This window comes from Sulfitobacter sp., assembly GCF_036961165.1.
GTDB lineage: Bacteria > Pseudomonadota > Alphaproteobacteria > Rhodobacterales > Rhodobacteraceae > Sulfitobacter.
Window position 1 is genome coordinate 1 of sequence record NZ_JBALVJ010000071.1, and the last position, 16,288, is coordinate 16,288.

Genomic DNA, 16,288 nt, shown 5'->3' on the forward strand with positions numbered 1-16,288 from the left:
TTAGGAAAGCTGTATTGCTCGGTCGCGACCCTTTGCGAAGGTCCGCTCTGGGCCGAGTGCGCCCCAAGCCATACTGAAACACGCAATTCCATCGTCAGCACTGTCAGCATCGTCAGCCAACGGGCAAGGCTGACGATGCTGACGATCCTTTATCCATGTTTGATACAGATCGCGCGTTGCCCGGTTTTGCCTTGCCGCGCCTTGGACATGGTAATCCCCTGCCGCCGCAGCAGAGGTTGAACCCGTTTCAATTCGCTTGATAGCTTGTTGTGCTGTCGTAGAAAGATCAGCGGATCGTCTGTGAGTTGCGGATAAAGACTGCGTAGCGCCTTGGTCAGTTCTGTCGCGGTTCCCTTGAACGGGCCGCGATCCATGATCATGCTGACGATGGCTTCGGCCACTGGGTTGCATTCAATAGCCGCAGAGTCCACGGATTGCCGGTTTGCGGCGTAGGCCTCCGAGAACGCCCCCTCAGGCCACCCAAGCGCAGGTTCTGCAGCACTTACCCATTTCGTGAAGTCCGCCATGCGTGGGCGCTCTGTGAGCGTAACAGTAGAGAGCCTTGCAAGAGCCGTCGCAGTGGCGTTTAGAAGTACTGCAAGGATGTGAGGGGCGGCTTGATTGAACCGCGTCCAAAACTCCGCTTCAAACTCTCGTTCGGTTTCCTCAATGACCGGCAGGGAGACAATGATAGATCGGTCGGCCAGATCGGGTCGGCTGGCAAGATCAGGGATGCCATTCATCAAGACCGGGCGAGTTGCGTCAAACAGCACTTCTTCGGAGTTGGTGTGCAGTTTGCGGGTGCCAAAGCCGCCACCCGTCGCAATCCGGCACAAAGCGTCCGCAAGGTTGGGTTTGATATGCGACAGGTTGTCGAAGGCGAGTGCGTGATTGTGCCGGGCCGCAATTACCAAATCCTGCTCAGATTGGGGCGCACTGCGAGTCATCGGGTTGGCCGGATCAATAAGGCTGCGCAGCACTTTTGCAGTCGTGCTCTTGGCGCTGCCCTGTTCCCCGGTCAAGATCAAAATGGGATAGGGGCCTTTTGGCTGGAAACATCCTAATAACCACGCGACCAACATTCTGAAGTCGGTTTCTGAACTTACGTTCAGAAAGGGCCGCAACAGATTGATATCGGCAGGGCCAGTAACTGGCGCAGGTAAAGCTTGCATGGCGCGGGAGCGTAGGAACCGGACTGCACCACGCTTGACGATTTTCCAGCCGTTTGCATCGATGCACACTGATGCCCAATCTTTGCCGCCAAGGTCCAGAAAGAGACAATCCTCTACAGACCCCACGCGGTTAAAGATGGGATATTCCAGACCATTGAACAGCGCTTCACCCGCCATAGTCCGGCGTCTGTCATCAAGGTCTAACTCGCGCATTTTTGCGGTGCGGTTGGCCTGGATCACGTCGCTAGGCAGAACACCGCAGCAGTTTTGCTGAAGATCACTACCGATAACCATCTCTAACGACCGCCAGAGTTCGTGGGCGGGCCAGCGGGCGCGGTTGCGGTCATGTGTCGGGTAGAAGTAGCGAATGCGTTTGATAGCGTCTGTAAACGCGTCTCCGATGGTGTCGCGAATGTCCTGCCAGCTGCGTAGCTCGAAACGATTGCGCAGTTGCTTAGAGCCAAGGCGTAACTCGAAACGCCAGACTTGGCTGGTGTTGCGATCAGTGAAGTCTAACGGTGGTTTGCCGACGGCTTCTCTCGCCGCATTCCAGATGGTGAGCCAGCCAAGTTTGTTGCTTTGGATGACTTCGGCGCGTTTGTCGTAGATCGCGATTTGACGGTTCGCGATGGCTCCGGCCCGCAATCCGGTGACACGTGCTCCGCTTGAAGTGGTCGCGGTATCATCAACACCAGTGTATTCTGTGACCTTGGTTCCGGGCGGCACAACCAAGCATTCTCGGTTTGGTTCGAACCAAGGGGCAAGGAAATCGACGGCAAAGTCTGCCCGCGCCACCCGCAGTTGCGTTTCAACATACGGGATGCCGAAGGCGTCCATGCAGGCTCGAAAGTGTCGTTCAGCCCGATCAAGGCCACCTGTGGCAAGACCAAAGGCCCGAAAGCCGATCGTGATGCCGGGATTGTTGGGAATGCGGTCTTCGGGATCTTGGAACAACCAGACTGCGCCATGATCGCCAGTATGGGCGGTGAAACCGCGTGCACCTTTGTTGGTGGCGTTCAGCTTGATTGAACTAAACTCCAAAACGCTGTCTTATGGGTCTTCTTTGCGTGGTCCTTGGCGGCAAGCAGTTCTGCGCGAAGGGCCGGGGGAATGTCCATTTGAAGCGTGAACTTAAGACCGTCAAAGCCGGAATGTAAGATTTGTGCTTCCATCTACTCTGACCTGCGCTTTCGTATTAGTGGAGGGGGATGTTACATGACCCCCCTTTGTTGCGAGATGTCTCGCTGTGATTTTGATCATGTTGGGAGGGTCGTTGCCGGAATTGGTGCCTCCGGCGGGGCAGCTTAGGTTTTGGGGCCGGGTTGTTGCCCGGCTTCGTTGTTATGTCTGGGCAGTTTCTCTAGATGTTTGGGCAGTTTCGCCTAAAAAGCCTATTTAGTACGTAACCCAATCGATGTTTTTGGCCTGGATTGAATGTTAGGCACCTTGTACCTTTCCTGAGCGAAAAGCAGAATGTCAGCTCGTACAATACTGACAAACGGATCAACGGAAAACCCTCAGCCTTTCATCGCCCCTTCCGACTGAAGCCACCTTACAACCGACAGGCGCTTGGAATTCATGTGACCCATCAGGGTTCGCGCCAAGTTGGGACCATCTCGCGCAATAAGAAACTCCAAGATACGCTCGTGTTCTTGCACGGCGTCCTGCCATCGCCCTTGAGTCATATTGGCCAGATACCGGGCCCGCTGCATGCGCAGTGACAAGGCCTGACAGGATGAAGTTAACGTACCGTTCCGGGCTGCAAGCAAAATAGCGCGGTGAATCTTCTGGTTGATGCTGAAATACGCGTCCAGATCGCGCTCCTTATAGCTTTGTATCATTTGCGCGTGCAAATCGCGGACCGCGTCAATTTCAGCGTCGGTAATGTTTTGGCAGGCCAGCTCGCCCGACAACGCCTCCAATGCACCCAGCACCGGAAACACCTCTTCAACCTCTTCAATCGTGACGCGGGTCACCCATGCGCCGCGATTGGGCTCAAGCCGCACCAGCCCGTCCGAGGCAAGCACCTTGAGCGCCTCACGCAGCGGGGTGCGCGACACCCCGAATTGGTCGCATAGTAACTTTTCCGGCACCTTAGATCCGGGCTCCAAGTCCGCATTGATGATCAATGTCTGAAGTCGGCCTACCAGCTCGTGATGTAACGAGGTGCGGGTGATCGCCTGAGAGTTTGTTGTTTGAGCCATTGGGGACGTGATTTCACTTTTTCAGAGCCATTTCCAGTAGGCGTACCATGTGGATGGGTTGGCGTGTGGTCAGGTCTGCGACCTGATGTCGGCAGGATGTGCCATCTGCAACAATTAAAGTTTCTGTGTCTACTTTCCTTACTGCAGGCGCCAGATCCAACTCTGCCATGGCGCGGGATGTCTCATGTGTGTCGGCACCATATCCGAATGCGCCGGCCATGCCACAGCAAGATGTCTCCACAGTCTCGACCTGTGTATCGGGCAAGAGCGACAGGGTCTTCTCGATGCTCGACATAACGCCCATTGCCTTTTGATGGCAATGTCCGTGCAATAAAACCTTTGCGGCAGGAGAGGTCAGCGGAAGATGGAAATCGGGATTGCCTTCCTGATCGGCGATGTATTCTTCCAGCATGCGCGCCTTGGCGGCGAGCTTTGCGGTGTCTTCACCGGGCAGAAGGGCCGGAATTTCATCGCGTAGGGTCAGCAAGCAGCTGGGCTCCAGCCCTATGATAGGTAGGCCCTGTTCTACATAGGGCATCATGGCGTCAACCAAGCGCTGCGCTTCCACTTTTGCCTCATCTATCAAACCGGCAGACAGGAATGTGCGGCCACAGCACAGCGGCCGCTCGCCTTTGGGGGCCTGTGCCAGATGCACCGGCACATCGGCGGCCTCCATCACCTTGAGCGTGGCGCGCAGATTTTCAGGTTCAAAGTAGCGGTTAAAGCAATCGGCAAAAACGACAACTTTGGGGACATCATGAGGTTCTGCCTCACTGTCCTTAAACGGGTGCTTGGCCCATGTCGGCAGTTTGCGGGTGGCAGTAAAGCCGGTCAACCTTTCGGTCAGCTTTGCCAGGCCCGGCACCGTGTTGCGCAGATTCGCCAGAAGCGGCAGCCGCGCCGCCCATGGGGCATAACGCGGCAGAAACGCAGTCAGACGGTCCTGCAAGCTCAGACCGTTTTTGCGCACGCGGGCCGCCTGCACTTCGATCTTCATGCGGGCCATGTCCACGCCTGTGGGGCATTCGCGTTTGCAGCCTTTGCACGACACACACAGCTTCATCGTCTCGGCCATCTCGTCCGAGGTCAGCGCATCGGGCCCTAATTGCCCCGAGATCGCCAAGCGCAGCGTGTTTGCGCGGCCCCTCGTGAGGTCTTGCTCCTTGCGGGTCACGCGGAAGGATGGGCACATCACCCCGCCCTTGAGCTTGCGGCAGGCACCATTGTTGTTGCACATCTCAACCGCGCCTTGGAAACCGTCTCCGCCACCTGTCCAGTCGGACCAGTCGAGGCCGGTCTTAAACGCAGGCACGTTGTAGTCGGGGCCATAGCGGAACAGGCGTCGGTCATCCATCCTGGGCGCATCGACGATCTTGCCAGGATTGAACAGGCCAGTTGGATCAAACCGCTTTTTGACCTCGCCAAAGCTGGCCACCATGCGAGCCCCGAACATCTTTTCATGGAACTCGGATCGGACCAGCCCGTCGCCATGCTCGCCCGAGTGGGAGCCCTTATACTGTGCGACCAGATCAAAGCATTCTTCGGCAATAGCGCGCATGGTTTTGACGTCCTGATCCAGCTTGAGGTTCAGGACAGGGCGTACATGCAGGCAGCCGACGGAAGCATGGGCGTACCATGTGCCTTTGGTCCCATTGCGCTGAAAAATCTCCGTCAGGCCAGCCGTATAGGCCGCAAGGTCGGGCAGCTCTACGGCGCAGTCTTCAACAAATGACACTGGCTTGCCGTCGCTTTTCATGGACATCATGATGTTGAGCCCAGAGCTACGCAGATCAGCGATACGTGCCTGCATCGCAGGATCAGGCACAGGAGTCATACCGCCCCAATTCTTGCCCGAACCGGACCACGAAAATCCCAAATCGCCCATCATCTCATCCAGTTGACGCAATTTCTCGGCGTGTAGGCTTGCGTCTTCTTCGGCAAACTCAACCAGCAGCAGGGCGTCGGGTTTGCCGGTCACGAATTCCTCGATGGTCTGGCGAAACATCGGGATATCACGGGCCAGCCCGATCATTGTGGCGTCGACCAGTTCAACGCCTTGGGGGTTCAGTGTGACCAGATGCTGTGCGGCATCCATCGCCTGATGGAAGGTCGGGAAATGGCAAACACCAAGGACTTTCTTTGAGATGATGGGCCAGAGTTTCAACTCAATCGCGGTGGAATAGGCAAGCGTGCCTTCCGAGCCCACTAGAAGATGCGCCATGTTGTTGGGGGTGTCGCGGGGCACCAGCGCGTCGATATTATAGCCACCCACCCGGCGCATGACCTTGGGGAATCGGGCGTCGATCTCAGCGGCCTCACGGGTGCCAAGGTGTAGCAGGTCCTCCGTCAACGATTGCATTAGGGGGGATACGGCGGACTCGACTGGCCCAAAATGATGTTTGCTGCCGTCTGCTAGAAAAGCGTCTATCGACAAAACATTGTCGCGCATCATTCCGTAGCGCAGGGATTTGCCGCCGCAGGAGTTGTTGCCGGTCATCCCGCCGATGGTAGCGCGGGATGCGGTCGAGACATCAACAGGGAACCAAAGCCCGTGGGGTTTGAGCGCACGGTTGAGATCATCCAAAACGATTCCAGGGCGCACAACACATCGTTGGCCCTCCACATCCAGCTCAAGAATATCGTTGAAATACTGTGTATTATCCAACACCAGTGCTTCGTTCACGGTCTGGCCGCATTGCGACGTCCCTCCACCGCGCGCAAGCAGGGGTAGGCCCTGTTCGCCAGCAATATCGATGGCGGCGCGGATGTCATCTTCGGACCTCGGCGACAGCACCCCCAATGGCATCATCTGATAAAGCGACGCATCCGTGGCATAGCGTCCCCGCGAAAAGCTGTCGAACATAAGGTCACCCTGAACACGAGATTTCAGAGCGTCGAAGAGACCAGACATATGCGATCCAATATCAGTTAAGGGCGATCATTGCTGTTGACTTAATTATGAATTAAAAATTACGTTGGTTCAACTGAAAAGAAAATTCGTCGGCCTTGGGGTTCTTTCTTGGTCGCTTTAACACACCTGAATGTGAGATCGATTGTCATGAGAAAAGCTGGCCGCCATTTTTTACAAATCCCCGGCCCTAGCGCTGTGCCTGACCGGATCCTGAGCGCAATTGGGCAGCAGACCATCGACCACCGTGGTCCCGATTTCGCAGCCGTAGGCATGAAGGCGCTGGACGGGCTCAAGTCCATCTTCAAGACGCAGCAACACGTGTTCATCTATCCTGCGTCTGGCACCGGCGCATGGGAGGCGGCCTTGGTCAACACGCTGTCGCCTGGTGATCGCGTACTGATGTTCGAGACAGGTCATTTCTCCACGCTGTGGAAGAAACTGGCCGAAAAGCTGGGGTTGCAGGCAGCGTTTATCGAAGGCGACTGGCGCGGCGGTGCAGATCCCGACCAGATCGAAGCCTATCTGGCTGAAGATAAGGGTCAAAAGATCAAAGCTGTCTGTGTCGTGCATAACGAGACCTCGACGGGCTCCGTTTCACCAATCGCCGAGGTCCGCAAGGCGATTGACCGCGCAGGGCATCCTGCGCTTTTCATGGTCGATACCATCTCTGGCCTTGCCTCGTTGGAGTACAAGCATGATGAATGGGGCGTGGATGTCACGGTTTCAGGATCCCAAAAAGGCCTGATGCTTCCCCCCGGTCTGTCGTTCAATGCCGCTAGCGAAAAGGCGATGACCGCTAACGCCAAAGCGGGGCTGCAACGGTCCTATTGGGATTGGGCTGAAATGGTTGGCCCGAACAAGACCGGATATTTCCCCTATACCCCTGCGACGAACCTTCTCTACGGGCTCAATGAAGCTGTTGATATGCTGCATGAAGAAGGGCTGGACAACGTCTTTGCCCGCCATGCGCGTCACGGTCAGGCAGCAAGAGCGGCTGTTCGCAAATGGGGGCTCGAAGTGCTCTGCACCAAGCAGGGGCAGGAGAGTGGTGTACTGACGGCGGTAAAGCTGCCCGAGGGCCACAGCGCAGATGGGTTCCGTGCCAGCACATTACAGCATTACGATATTTCCCTTGGAAATGGCCTATCAAAAGTTGCCGACAAGGTATTCCGTATTGGCCACCTTGGCGATTTCAACGATCTGATGCTGGTTGCCACGCTTGCTGGTGTCGAGATGGGCCTGAAGCAAGCGAACGTCCCACATGAAACCGGCGGCGTTCAAGCGGCGATGGAATTGCTAAGCTAGAAAAGTGACCCCGAAAAGGGGCGAGAAAATGGAAGAATCTAATCTCTGGGAGGAGAACGTGATGAAGATTATTGCAAAACTGCTTGCGGCAACCACGGCCATTGGCATGGCGACAAGTGCTTACGCAGCTGATATGACGTTGAAATTTGGCCATGTTGGCAATCCGGGATCGCTGTTTGAGGCGTCGGTTGAAAACTTCGCAGCCTGTGTGAACGGTGCGATGGGCGACGCTGTCGAAGTGCAGACTTTTGGGTCGTCGCAGCTGGGCAAAGACAAAGAGCTACTACAGAAACTCAAATTGGGGCAGATTGATTTTTCATTGCCATCCTCGGTGATGTCTTCGGTGGACGATACCTTCGGTATCTTCGACATGCCCTACATCATCAAAGACCGTGACCACATGCGCCGTGTTCAGGGCGCAATGATGGATAAGTTTCAGGCAGCTGCCAATGACAACGGCTATCACATTGTCGGTCTGGCCGAGAATGGCTTTCGCAATATCACCAACAACGTTCGCCCGATCAACCTGCCTGCCGATCTGGAAGGCATCAAGCTGCGCACGCCAAACGGTATCTGGCGCCTGAAGATGTTCCAGGAGTATGGGGCCAACCCAACGCCAATGGCTTTTTCTGACGTGTTTACCGCGCTACAAACCGGCGTGATTGACGGACAAGAAAACCCCTATGCGCAGATCGCATCGGCCAAGTTTCAGTAAGTGCAGAAGTATCTGTCCGTTACAGGTCACGTCTATACGCCTGCGTATATCCTGATGTCGAAAAAGAAGTTCGACGGGCTGGACGCTGATATGCAGACGGGTCTGACGGATTGCGCCAACAAGACGCAAGACTTCACCTACGAGAAAGCAGCGGAGCTGGAAGAGAGCCTGTTGAAAGTGATCGAGGATGCGGGTGTCGCTGTAAACACAGCCGACAAGGACGCCTTCATTGAGGCCTCCAAGCCAATCTATTCCCAGTTTGCGGATGAGGTTGAGGGGGGTCAGGAGATGATCGACACCGTGCTTGGTCTTGGCAACGCCAGCTGACCGGAGTGTAGGCAGCAGGCACTTTGCTTGCCGCTTGACCCCAATTATTAACATTCCAACGGCACGCACCCGCTTTATGGCTTTTGGGACGTGATGTCCGGTATCCTACAGGTCTGACCCACATGGAACATGCTGCCTACCCGACCCTGTCGCGCATCAATCGGATGCTGAGCAGGATGCTTGAATGGATCACGATCAGCCTGATGGTCCTGCTAACATTGATCGTAACCATGGCCGTGTTCGCCCGCCTGATGGGGCAGAGTTTTTCATGGTATGACGAGGTCGCCGCCATCATGCTGGCTTGGATCACATATTACGGATCTGCGCTGGCCGCCTTGCACCGCCGCCATATCGGCTTTGACTCTGTGCTGCTGGCCATACCGCAAAAGATACAGGTAGTCGTTTTGCTCTTGGGCGAGGCGATTGTACTGCTCTTCTTCTTCCTTATGGCGCGGGCGGGCTTTCAGGTTCTTGATGTGCTGGCTGGCGATACTTTGGTCTCCCTCACTTGGGTCCCCATCCAATTCACCCAATCCATCATCCCGATTGGCGCGATCCTGTTCATGCTGTGCCAAACACTCAGCCTTCCCGGATTTCTCAAACTGACAGCTGCTGGCATATCGCTCGAGCACGCAGAGATTGAAGAAGAAGTCGAAACCGAACTCGAGAAAAACAAGGACCACGTCTGATGTTGATGGCCGCTATTTTTATTGCAATGCTGATCATGATCTGCATCAACATGCCCATCGCTGTTGCCTTGGCGATGGCGGGTGTGCTGGGCCTGCTGGCCACCGAAGGAACGGGTAGCCTCGTCACAATCGCGCTGGATATGTATGACGGGTCGACCAAGTTTTCCCTGATCGCCATCCCCATGTTCGTGCTGGCCGGTGCCATTATGAATGCGGGCGGCATCACCGACCGGCTGATCAACTTCGTGACTGCGATCATCGGGTTCATTCGCGGTGGCCTTGCCATGGTCAACATCGGGGTGTCTCTGTTTTTTGCCGAAATTTCCGGCTCTGCTGTGGCAGATGTTGCCGCGATGGGCTCCATCCTGATCCCGCAGATGAAAAAGCGCGGCTATTCCAAGGAATTCTCCGCTGCGGTGACGTCGTCTTCGGCCTCTTTGGCAATCATCATTCCACCCTCGATTCCGATGATCCTTTACGCGGCTTCGGCAAATACCTCTGTTGAGCAGTTGTTTGTTGCAGGTGTCGTGCCGGGGTTGCTCGGCGCTGGGGGGCTGATGACGGTCGCTTACCTCTTCGCCAAAAAGTACAATTTCCCGACCGAGGCGGCGTTCAACATCGCCCGTTTGCGCGAAACGTTCATCGACGCGCTGCCCGCATTCACCCTGCCTGTGATCATTCTCGGGGGTATCTTTGGCGGCTATGTCACGGCGACTGAAGCGGCGGGTCTTGCCGTTCTGGCCTCGATTATCGTCTCTGCGTGGTATGGCAATTTGGACGTGAGCCACTTGCGCCGCGCGATGCTGGATGGCGGCATCCAGACGGCTGTTGTCATGCTGCTGGTTGCCGCTTCAGTTTTGATGGGGGGCTTCCTGACACGTGCACAGATCCCGCAGCAACTGGCAGAAAGTATCTTGTCGATCACCGATCAACAATGGGCGATTCTGCTGATCCTCAACTTCTTCTTCCTCATTGTGGGCTTCTTTCTGCATTCTGCCGCCGCCATCATTCTGGTGATCCCGATTGTGATCCCGCTCATCACGGCGGCAGGTATTGACCCTGTGCACTTTGGCTTGGTGGTCACGCTAAACCTTGCCATTGGTCAACAAACACCGCCTGTGGCGTCCGTACTGATCACCGCCTGTTCCGTAGCGCGCGCCAACATCTGGGAAGTGTCCAAGGTTAATATCTGGTTCGTTGGTGTGCTTTTGGCAGTGCTAATGCTGTGCACCTATGTGCCGTCCGTGCCGATGTTCCTTGTGGAGTATTTCTACCGATGACAGATCAAACCCCCGAGATTACCGATGAGGTCCGCGAGGGCATCATGTGGATCACCTTCAACCGCCCGCAGGCGCGTAATGCGCTGACGTTCGAGATGTACGAGCGGCTGGCGCAATTGTGTCGGGAGATGCCTACAGACGGGACAGTGCGTGCGGTGGTGATTGCGGGGGCAGGCGGCAAAGCCTTTGCCGCGGGCACTGATATGACGCAATTTCGCGCCTTTGAGACACCACAGGACGCACTGGATTATGAAGCGCAGATTGATGCTGTTATGGAAGCTGTAGAGTGCTGTCCGGTGCCAACGATTGCCGCGGTTCACGGGGCCTGCACAGGTGGAGGCGGTTCAATTGCGGCGGCCTGCGATATTCGTATCGCCTCGACCAGTCTGAAATTCGGCTTCCCGATTGGACGCACTTTGGGCAATTGCGTTGCCGCTGGAAACCTTGCGCGATTGTCCGAACTGATCGGGGCAGGCCGGGTGCGCGAGATTATCTTTACCGCGCGTCTGATCGAGGCGAGCGAGGCATTGCAGGTCGGTTTGATCAGCGAAGTACTCCCTGACGAAGACAGCTTGCTGGCCCGCGCGGGTGAACTCGCCGAACGGGTGGGCAGCATGGCCCCGCTGACCCTGCGCGCCACCAAAGAGGCGCTGCGCCGCAACCGTGCAGCACTCAAAGTGGACGACGCCGATCTAATCATCTCTTGCTACATGAGCGACGATTTCAAAATCGGCATGGAGGCATTCCTGGGTAAAACCAAACCAGTTTGGACAGGCAAATGAGCGAAAAGACAGGTCCGCTCAAAGGAATGCGTGTCATTGAGCTGGCGCATATCATGGCCGGACCCGTCTGTGGTTTGATGCTGGCCGACATGGGGGCAGACGTCATCAAGGTGGAGAAGCCTGCGGGCGATGATAGTCGCCGCTTTGTGCCCCCCGAGATCGAGGGTGAATCCGCCGCCTATATGATGATGAACCGCAACAAGCGCGGTATCTCGCTGAACCTCAAGGACCCAGCCGCCGTCGACATCTTGCGCAAAATGCTGGCCGAGGCCGATGTGGTGATTGAGAATTATCGCAAAGGAACGATGGAAAAGCTCGGCCTGTCCTACGAGGATCTGGCCCGCGCCAATCCGCGCCTAATCTATTGCGAAATCTCGGGCTTTGGCCGCACGGGACCCTATGCAGAGCGGGGTGGCTTTGATCTCATCGCGCAAGGCATGTCGGGCTTGATGTCAATCACAGGTGAGGGGCCGGGGCGGCCGCCCGTCAAAGTCGCGGCTCCGATTTCCGATATCAACGCAGGCATTCTCGGAGCAATGGGCGTCTCGGCGGCCTATGCCAATATGCTGCAGACTGGGCTTGGGCAGAAGGTGGATACCTCCCTGTTTGAGGCTGCGATTACTCAGACATACTGGCAGTCCGCGATTGCCTTCGCCACCGGAGAAAGGCCTGAGCCGCTTGGCTCTGCCCATCCGCTCAACGCCCCCTATCAGGCGTTCCAGACCAACGATGGCTGGATCAATATTGGTGCCGCGAACCAAAGCAACTGGATGCGGTTCCTTGATGTGATCGAGGCGCCCGAACTGGACGAGGATCCAAGGTTCTCCTCCAACGCGCAACGGGCACGTAACCTGCCTGCACTGATCGAAATCCTGAACACCTATATGGTGCAAGACACGACGGAGAACTGGCTTGTTCGCATGGAAGCAGCGCAACTGCCCGCCGGGCCGGTCAATGATATCTTGCAAATGCACAACGACCCGCAGGCGCTGGCCCGCGATATGATTGTCGATGTGGATCATGCGGTTGCGGGCAAGGTCAAGACGATTGGCCACCCGGTAAAGTTTAGCCGCACGCCTGCACATGTAGCAGATGCCGCCCCGATATTGGGCCAACATACCCGCGATGTCTTGACCGAGATGGGGTATAACACCGCGCAGATTGATGCGCTCATCCAGTCTAAGGCGATCATCGCCTCGTGACCCGGCCACTCAAAAGGATCAGCTAATGCCTCTTACCCTCGAACAGGCCCAAAGTATCATCAGCGATTGCCTCAGCTGGCGTAAGGACAACGGACTGAAGCCTTTGACGGTTGGCGTTTTAGACGCTGGCGGCTGTCTGTTGGCGCTGGCCCGCGAGGATGGTACCAGCGCGCTGAGACCCGAAATTGCCCAAGGCAAAGCGCGGGGGGCGGTCCAGATGGGGCTGGGATCACGGGCGCTGTATGAGCGGGCAAAGATTGAGCCGTTTTTCATTCAGGCAATGAACACGCTGGCAGGTGGCTCGCTTGTGCCGGTGGCCGGTGGTGTTCTGATCAAGCGCGACGGCGTTATTCTGGGTGCGGTTGGCATCACCGGTGACAATTCCGACAACGATGAAGCCTGCGCGATTTCTGCAATCGAGACAGCAGGTTTTGTAGCGGATGGCGGATAGCGAACAGCGAAAGCACCGACTGGGTAGTAACCAGCTCTCACTTTTGACAATCTGACCGTAATGAATTTACGTATGAATTTGAATAATTTTTGGCATAAAATAGAATTTGAGCCGTCTAGCCGTGTCTGCTGTAGGAATGCCGCGGCGCGGCACCGGTTTGTGCGCTGAAGGTCTACTCTGGGCCGAAGTGGCGACCATGAGTTATGCCGTCTTTCGCGCACCTCTGCATTTAGAGAACTTTGAGCAACCCCAGAAAGTACCACCCGTCTTTCGGTTAGTTCGCTTAACCATTTCACCTCCACACTTCGGACAAGACGTTGATTCAGCGGGAACGGCTCGTATTGGATAAGGGACAATGGTTTTGGCTACAGCTTTCTTTTCAAGACTTTGCACATGCTCTTTGCGCACAACTCTAGTGTTTTCTAAGGCCTGACCTTGCAGCTTTCGGACGTAATCGTTCACTTGGACGTCTGTAAGTACAAGCTGTTTGCGCACACCGATCAGCCTACCAAGCGCCTGCAATCCCCACGCAACGTTTTCTGGCATTACCGTCTTAGGTTCGGCGGTGCCAGTAAACACAACAAAGTTATGCAGCACTTTTTTGTCGACACCCAATATTTTTTTTGCACAGCTTTACCATGCGCATAATTCTGTCGTAGAGGGTTTTGGAAGCTACGGCGCTTACCGCCTTTTTGTACTTGCGTCCATTTCTGCTGGTTGGCATCCCCAAATATCAAACCAGACATATTTTTGGTCTCAATTGCGAAAACCCCAAAGCGGGACAACACGAGATGATCCAACTGCGTCGTACCCCCTGCGACCGGCAGAATTAAATCCGATAACACCCGATATTCTTTTTCGTCCAGTAAAGACGTCAGAGCATTGTGAATTCGTCGCTCTCCCCTAGCGCCTTTTTTTCAGGTGTGTTGTAGCTGTCTTCTGCAGCCCGAAGTGCAGACCGAACGGCTGTTTTCAACAAAAACCTCAGCATAGGCCCTCTTCATATTTGCGTCAGCCAATGGGCTGACTCGCATTTATATTGAGTATTGCTCATTACTTAGGTCAAATCGTGCCAAGGTGCCTATGGGTTAGGAATTCAAGTCACACCAGAAAAAATGATGTGCATGGGGCTTGCTCGCCTGCCGAGAATACGGATTTAGAGCGCTTTTTTTGTAGTGGCTGGCTCGAGAAGATCAGTGGCCGCGTTGTCCCGCTAAGCAGACCTCGACACCCCGAAATGCTGCGCTCCCCCGCCAATGTCGTCTTCAAGGAAGCTGCACTGCGGCGTGGCTCTTGTTGACGAATGGCGGCTTTGGGCCGTTTAAGTCAGTGACAGCAAGTGCTGATTAACCGTCGGAGACGCCTGACAGGGTGCAGGGACCGACGGCGAGTGGTCATTGCCTTGGAGCGTCCAGAGAGGGAAGTCCCCTCTTTGGTCCGAGCCGGACAGGCTGCCAGGGGGTGCTGGAAGGGGAGTGGCGAACGACGACCCTGCGAGGGGGTATGAAAGGGGTGGGCGAAACCTCCCTTTCTCGGGCTGAAAGCCCCTTGAGGGTTTGGGAGAGTTGGACGTCTCCCAAGGTCGCCGCAGGCGGCCAGTGTCCAGGGGCTTGCCCTTGGCGAACGCGTAGCTTGAACGCAGAACCGAAGGGACGGAGTGCGAGCTACTTAGTGAGTAAATGACCCGCACCCCGAATAAGCTGACGCATGTCGCTTCCGGCCCACTTCGGACCTTCGCTAAGGCGCACGACGCCGCGATGCAGCTTCCCGAGGCCGGTCATTCGTGCTCAGCGCAGCAATTCTCTTGGTTGGACGAATGCAACTCAGACAAAACGGCCTGATGCGCTTGCGAAAAAAAAACCTTACTCAAATGACAGCGCCCGGACGAGGGCTGCAGTTCACGTCGTTCGCGTGGACTGTCCGCTTGCGGCGGGTCAGTACCCGAACACCCACGGACGGCAAAAGGCGCTGTCTCGACGACATCTTCACCGAGCGCATTAGCGGTGACTGAAGTATGAAAGTGTCTGCCTGCACGCTTGGGAGACCGGCTCGCAGGCCAATGCGGGCGCCGAGGGTTGGATCGCCGTATACAACTATCCGCAGCCGCAAGCCGCCCATGGTGGAAAGCCGCCCGCAGTGGGCTACCTACGCCAGGTTGAAAGCGACCAGCAGGGTTAGAGAGCAACCTGAACCACCTTGGAGACTACCCAAAAGATGGAGAGTAGCTTAGATTGAACAGGCAACGAAAGGATGTGTGCCGCGTGACTATCATTTCGACTCTTGATCTCAAGCCGGAACATTCGTTCGATTGCGGGTATGAGGCCACGAAAGGCACCTACAATCTTTACGCCCCCAGAAAACATGTTCGCGAAATGCGGTTTCAAGCCGATCTGTCGATTTGGGGCGACTTAGTTCTTTCCGATTTTGTTTGCCAGAAGAACATCAAGCAGCGCGACACGAGAAATATTTCGCGCACCTTAAGGCATACCTGAAGGTGCGCCGATATCATCGCGGCGGGGGGGTGTTGTTCTTGGGGTGCCTGACCGGATACCACCGCCGGAGCCGTATCGAGACCAAGATGCAATACGTGAAACTGCTGGTTTAATTGCTTATGGTCCGCAAATTTGATCGCCAAGTCGCAGAAATCCAAATCCGTGCCGTGATCCTCGATGGCGTCACAGCGCATGGCATACCACGTACCGTGGCCGTCGGCTAAGTCCGTTTGGGGGGAAGGGCAAGCTCACCCTCAAACAGATTTGTGCAATAAGGCCAACGGCGTTCCTAAAGCGTGAAATTCAGCCTTAGCGTTTTATTACACAGACGACAGGATGTGGATTTTGCGATCTGCCAGCATGTCTTTTGTTTTCGCGCCATACTCTTTCATGTGAGGGGCTCTGGCATGCGCACCAAGCGCTTCCATGCTCTCCCATTTTTCGATCACAACAAATGTGTCTGGGCCAAACGCGCTTTGCATCGGGCCTGCGTTTTCAGTGTCGATCGTCGCCTCGTAAGCGATACAGCCGTCTTCCGCCAATACGGCCGGCACGTTGGCGTTGAACATATCCAGAACGCTCGCGCGCTGACCGGGCTTCGTGGTGATAACTGCAACAACATGGACGTTTGACATAAGTGTTTCCTTGAATAGGGCCGAGGCCAGAAGTTTGTACTTTGCTCTAACCGAGGGGGCTGCATCCAGAAGTGAAGTGGTCCTGCTTTTTAGGACAGTTTTGCGGCTTGGCTAAGATGCATC

Annotated in this window: 12 protein-coding genes and 3 pseudogenes; 9 read left to right on the top strand and 6 right to left on the bottom strand. The window is 55.7% G+C overall.

All coding sequences use genetic code 11. From position 1 onward, the window contains the following. Positions 1-149 precede the first annotated feature (149 nt). From V7730_RS18840 to V7730_RS18850, 3 genes are all read right to left on the bottom strand, one after another. A complete protein-coding gene (locus V7730_RS18840; RefSeq protein ID WP_335749127.1) occupies positions 150-2,213 on the bottom strand; it encodes a hypothetical protein in 2,064 nt (687 codons plus the stop codon). Between the two features lie 476 nt (positions 2,214-2,689). Then, positions 2,690-3,376 (bottom strand): GntR family transcriptional regulator, encoded by a 687-nt coding sequence (locus V7730_RS18845; protein ID WP_335749128.1) that lies wholly within the window; start codon positions 3,374-3,376, stop codon positions 2,690-2,692. Positions 3,377-3,389: 13 nt separating this feature from the next. Further along, positions 3,390-6,287, bottom strand: coding sequence for an FAD-binding and (Fe-S)-binding domain-containing protein (locus V7730_RS18850; protein WP_335749129.1), 2,898 nt, complete (start codon positions 6,285-6,287; stop codon positions 3,390-3,392). Positions 6,288-6,434: 147 nt separating this feature from the next. On the opposite strand from V7730_RS18850, the gene V7730_RS18855 reads away from it, so the two are divergent. The 7 genes and pseudogenes from V7730_RS18855 (at position 6,435) to V7730_RS18885 (ending at position 13,038) form a co-directional block, all read left to right on the top strand. After that, on the top strand, positions 6,435-7,592 hold the full coding sequence (locus V7730_RS18855) for a pyridoxal-phosphate-dependent aminotransferase family protein (protein WP_335749130.1): 1,158 nt from the start codon (positions 6,435-6,437) through the stop codon (positions 7,590-7,592). Positions 7,593-7,725: 133 nt separating this feature from the next. Beyond that, positions 7,726-8,634 (top strand): annotated as a pseudogene (locus tag V7730_RS18860) (TRAP transporter substrate-binding protein). A 122-nt stretch (positions 8,635-8,756) separates the two neighbouring features. Then, entirely contained in the window at positions 8,757-9,323 is a 567-nt protein-coding gene (locus V7730_RS18865; protein ID WP_335749131.1) for a TRAP transporter small permease, read from the top strand. Continuing rightward, the gene (locus tag V7730_RS18870; RefSeq protein ID WP_335749132.1) at positions 9,323-10,603 is read left to right on the top strand and encodes a TRAP transporter large permease; all 1,281 of its coding nucleotides are present in this window, start codon (positions 9,323-9,325) and stop codon (positions 10,601-10,603) included. Before V7730_RS18865 ends, V7730_RS18870 begins: the two co-directional genes overlap by 1 nt. Continuing rightward, positions 10,600-11,385, top strand: coding sequence for an enoyl-CoA hydratase/isomerase family protein (locus V7730_RS18875; RefSeq protein ID WP_335749133.1), 786 nt, complete (start codon positions 10,600-10,602; stop codon positions 11,383-11,385). Before V7730_RS18870 ends, V7730_RS18875 begins: the two co-directional genes overlap by 4 nt. Then, entirely contained in the window at positions 11,382-12,587 is a 1,206-nt protein-coding gene (locus V7730_RS18880; protein ID WP_335749134.1) for a CaiB/BaiF CoA transferase family protein, read from the top strand. The genes V7730_RS18875 and V7730_RS18880 overlap by 4 nt, the downstream gene beginning before the upstream one ends. A 25-nt stretch (positions 12,588-12,612) precedes the next feature. Next, positions 12,613-13,038 carry a GlcG/HbpS family heme-binding protein gene (locus V7730_RS18885; RefSeq protein ID WP_335749135.1) on the top strand — a complete coding sequence of 142 codons (426 nt, stop codon included), beginning with the start codon at positions 12,613-12,615 and terminating at the stop codon, positions 13,036-13,038. Positions 13,039-13,239: 201 nt separating this feature from the next. On the opposite strand, the gene V7730_RS22760 is transcribed toward V7730_RS18885, so the two are convergent. Together V7730_RS22760 and V7730_RS22765 are read right to left on the bottom strand one after the other, a co-directional pair. After that, positions 13,240-13,584 (bottom strand): topoisomerase DNA-binding C4 zinc finger domain-containing protein, encoded by a 345-nt coding sequence (locus V7730_RS22760; protein WP_443070249.1) that lies wholly within the window; start codon positions 13,582-13,584, stop codon positions 13,240-13,242. Continuing rightward, positions 13,584-13,940: pseudogene (locus V7730_RS22765) on the bottom strand (nuclease-related domain-containing protein); the annotation flags it as partial. The pseudogene V7730_RS22765 and the gene V7730_RS22760, both read right to left, overlap by 1 nt. Before the next feature lie 1,359 nt (positions 13,941-15,299). Here V7730_RS22765 and V7730_RS18890 point away from each other — a divergent pair. Together V7730_RS18890 and V7730_RS18895 are read left to right on the top strand one after the other, a co-directional pair. Further along, on the top strand, positions 15,300-15,530 hold the full coding sequence (locus tag V7730_RS18890; protein ID WP_335749136.1) for a hypothetical protein: 231 nt from the start codon (positions 15,300-15,302) through the stop codon (positions 15,528-15,530). Positions 15,531-15,580: 50 nt separating this feature from the next. Beyond that, positions 15,581-15,754 (top strand): annotated as a pseudogene (locus V7730_RS18895) (IS5/IS1182 family transposase); the annotation flags it as partial. A 96-nt stretch (positions 15,755-15,850) separates the two neighbouring features. Here the strand turns inward: V7730_RS18895 and V7730_RS18900 are convergent. Next, positions 15,851-16,165: a putative quinol monooxygenase gene (locus tag V7730_RS18900; RefSeq protein WP_335749137.1), complete on the bottom strand. Its 315-nt coding sequence runs from the start codon at positions 16,163-16,165 to the stop codon at positions 15,851-15,853. Positions 16,166-16,288: the final 123 nt, after the last annotated feature.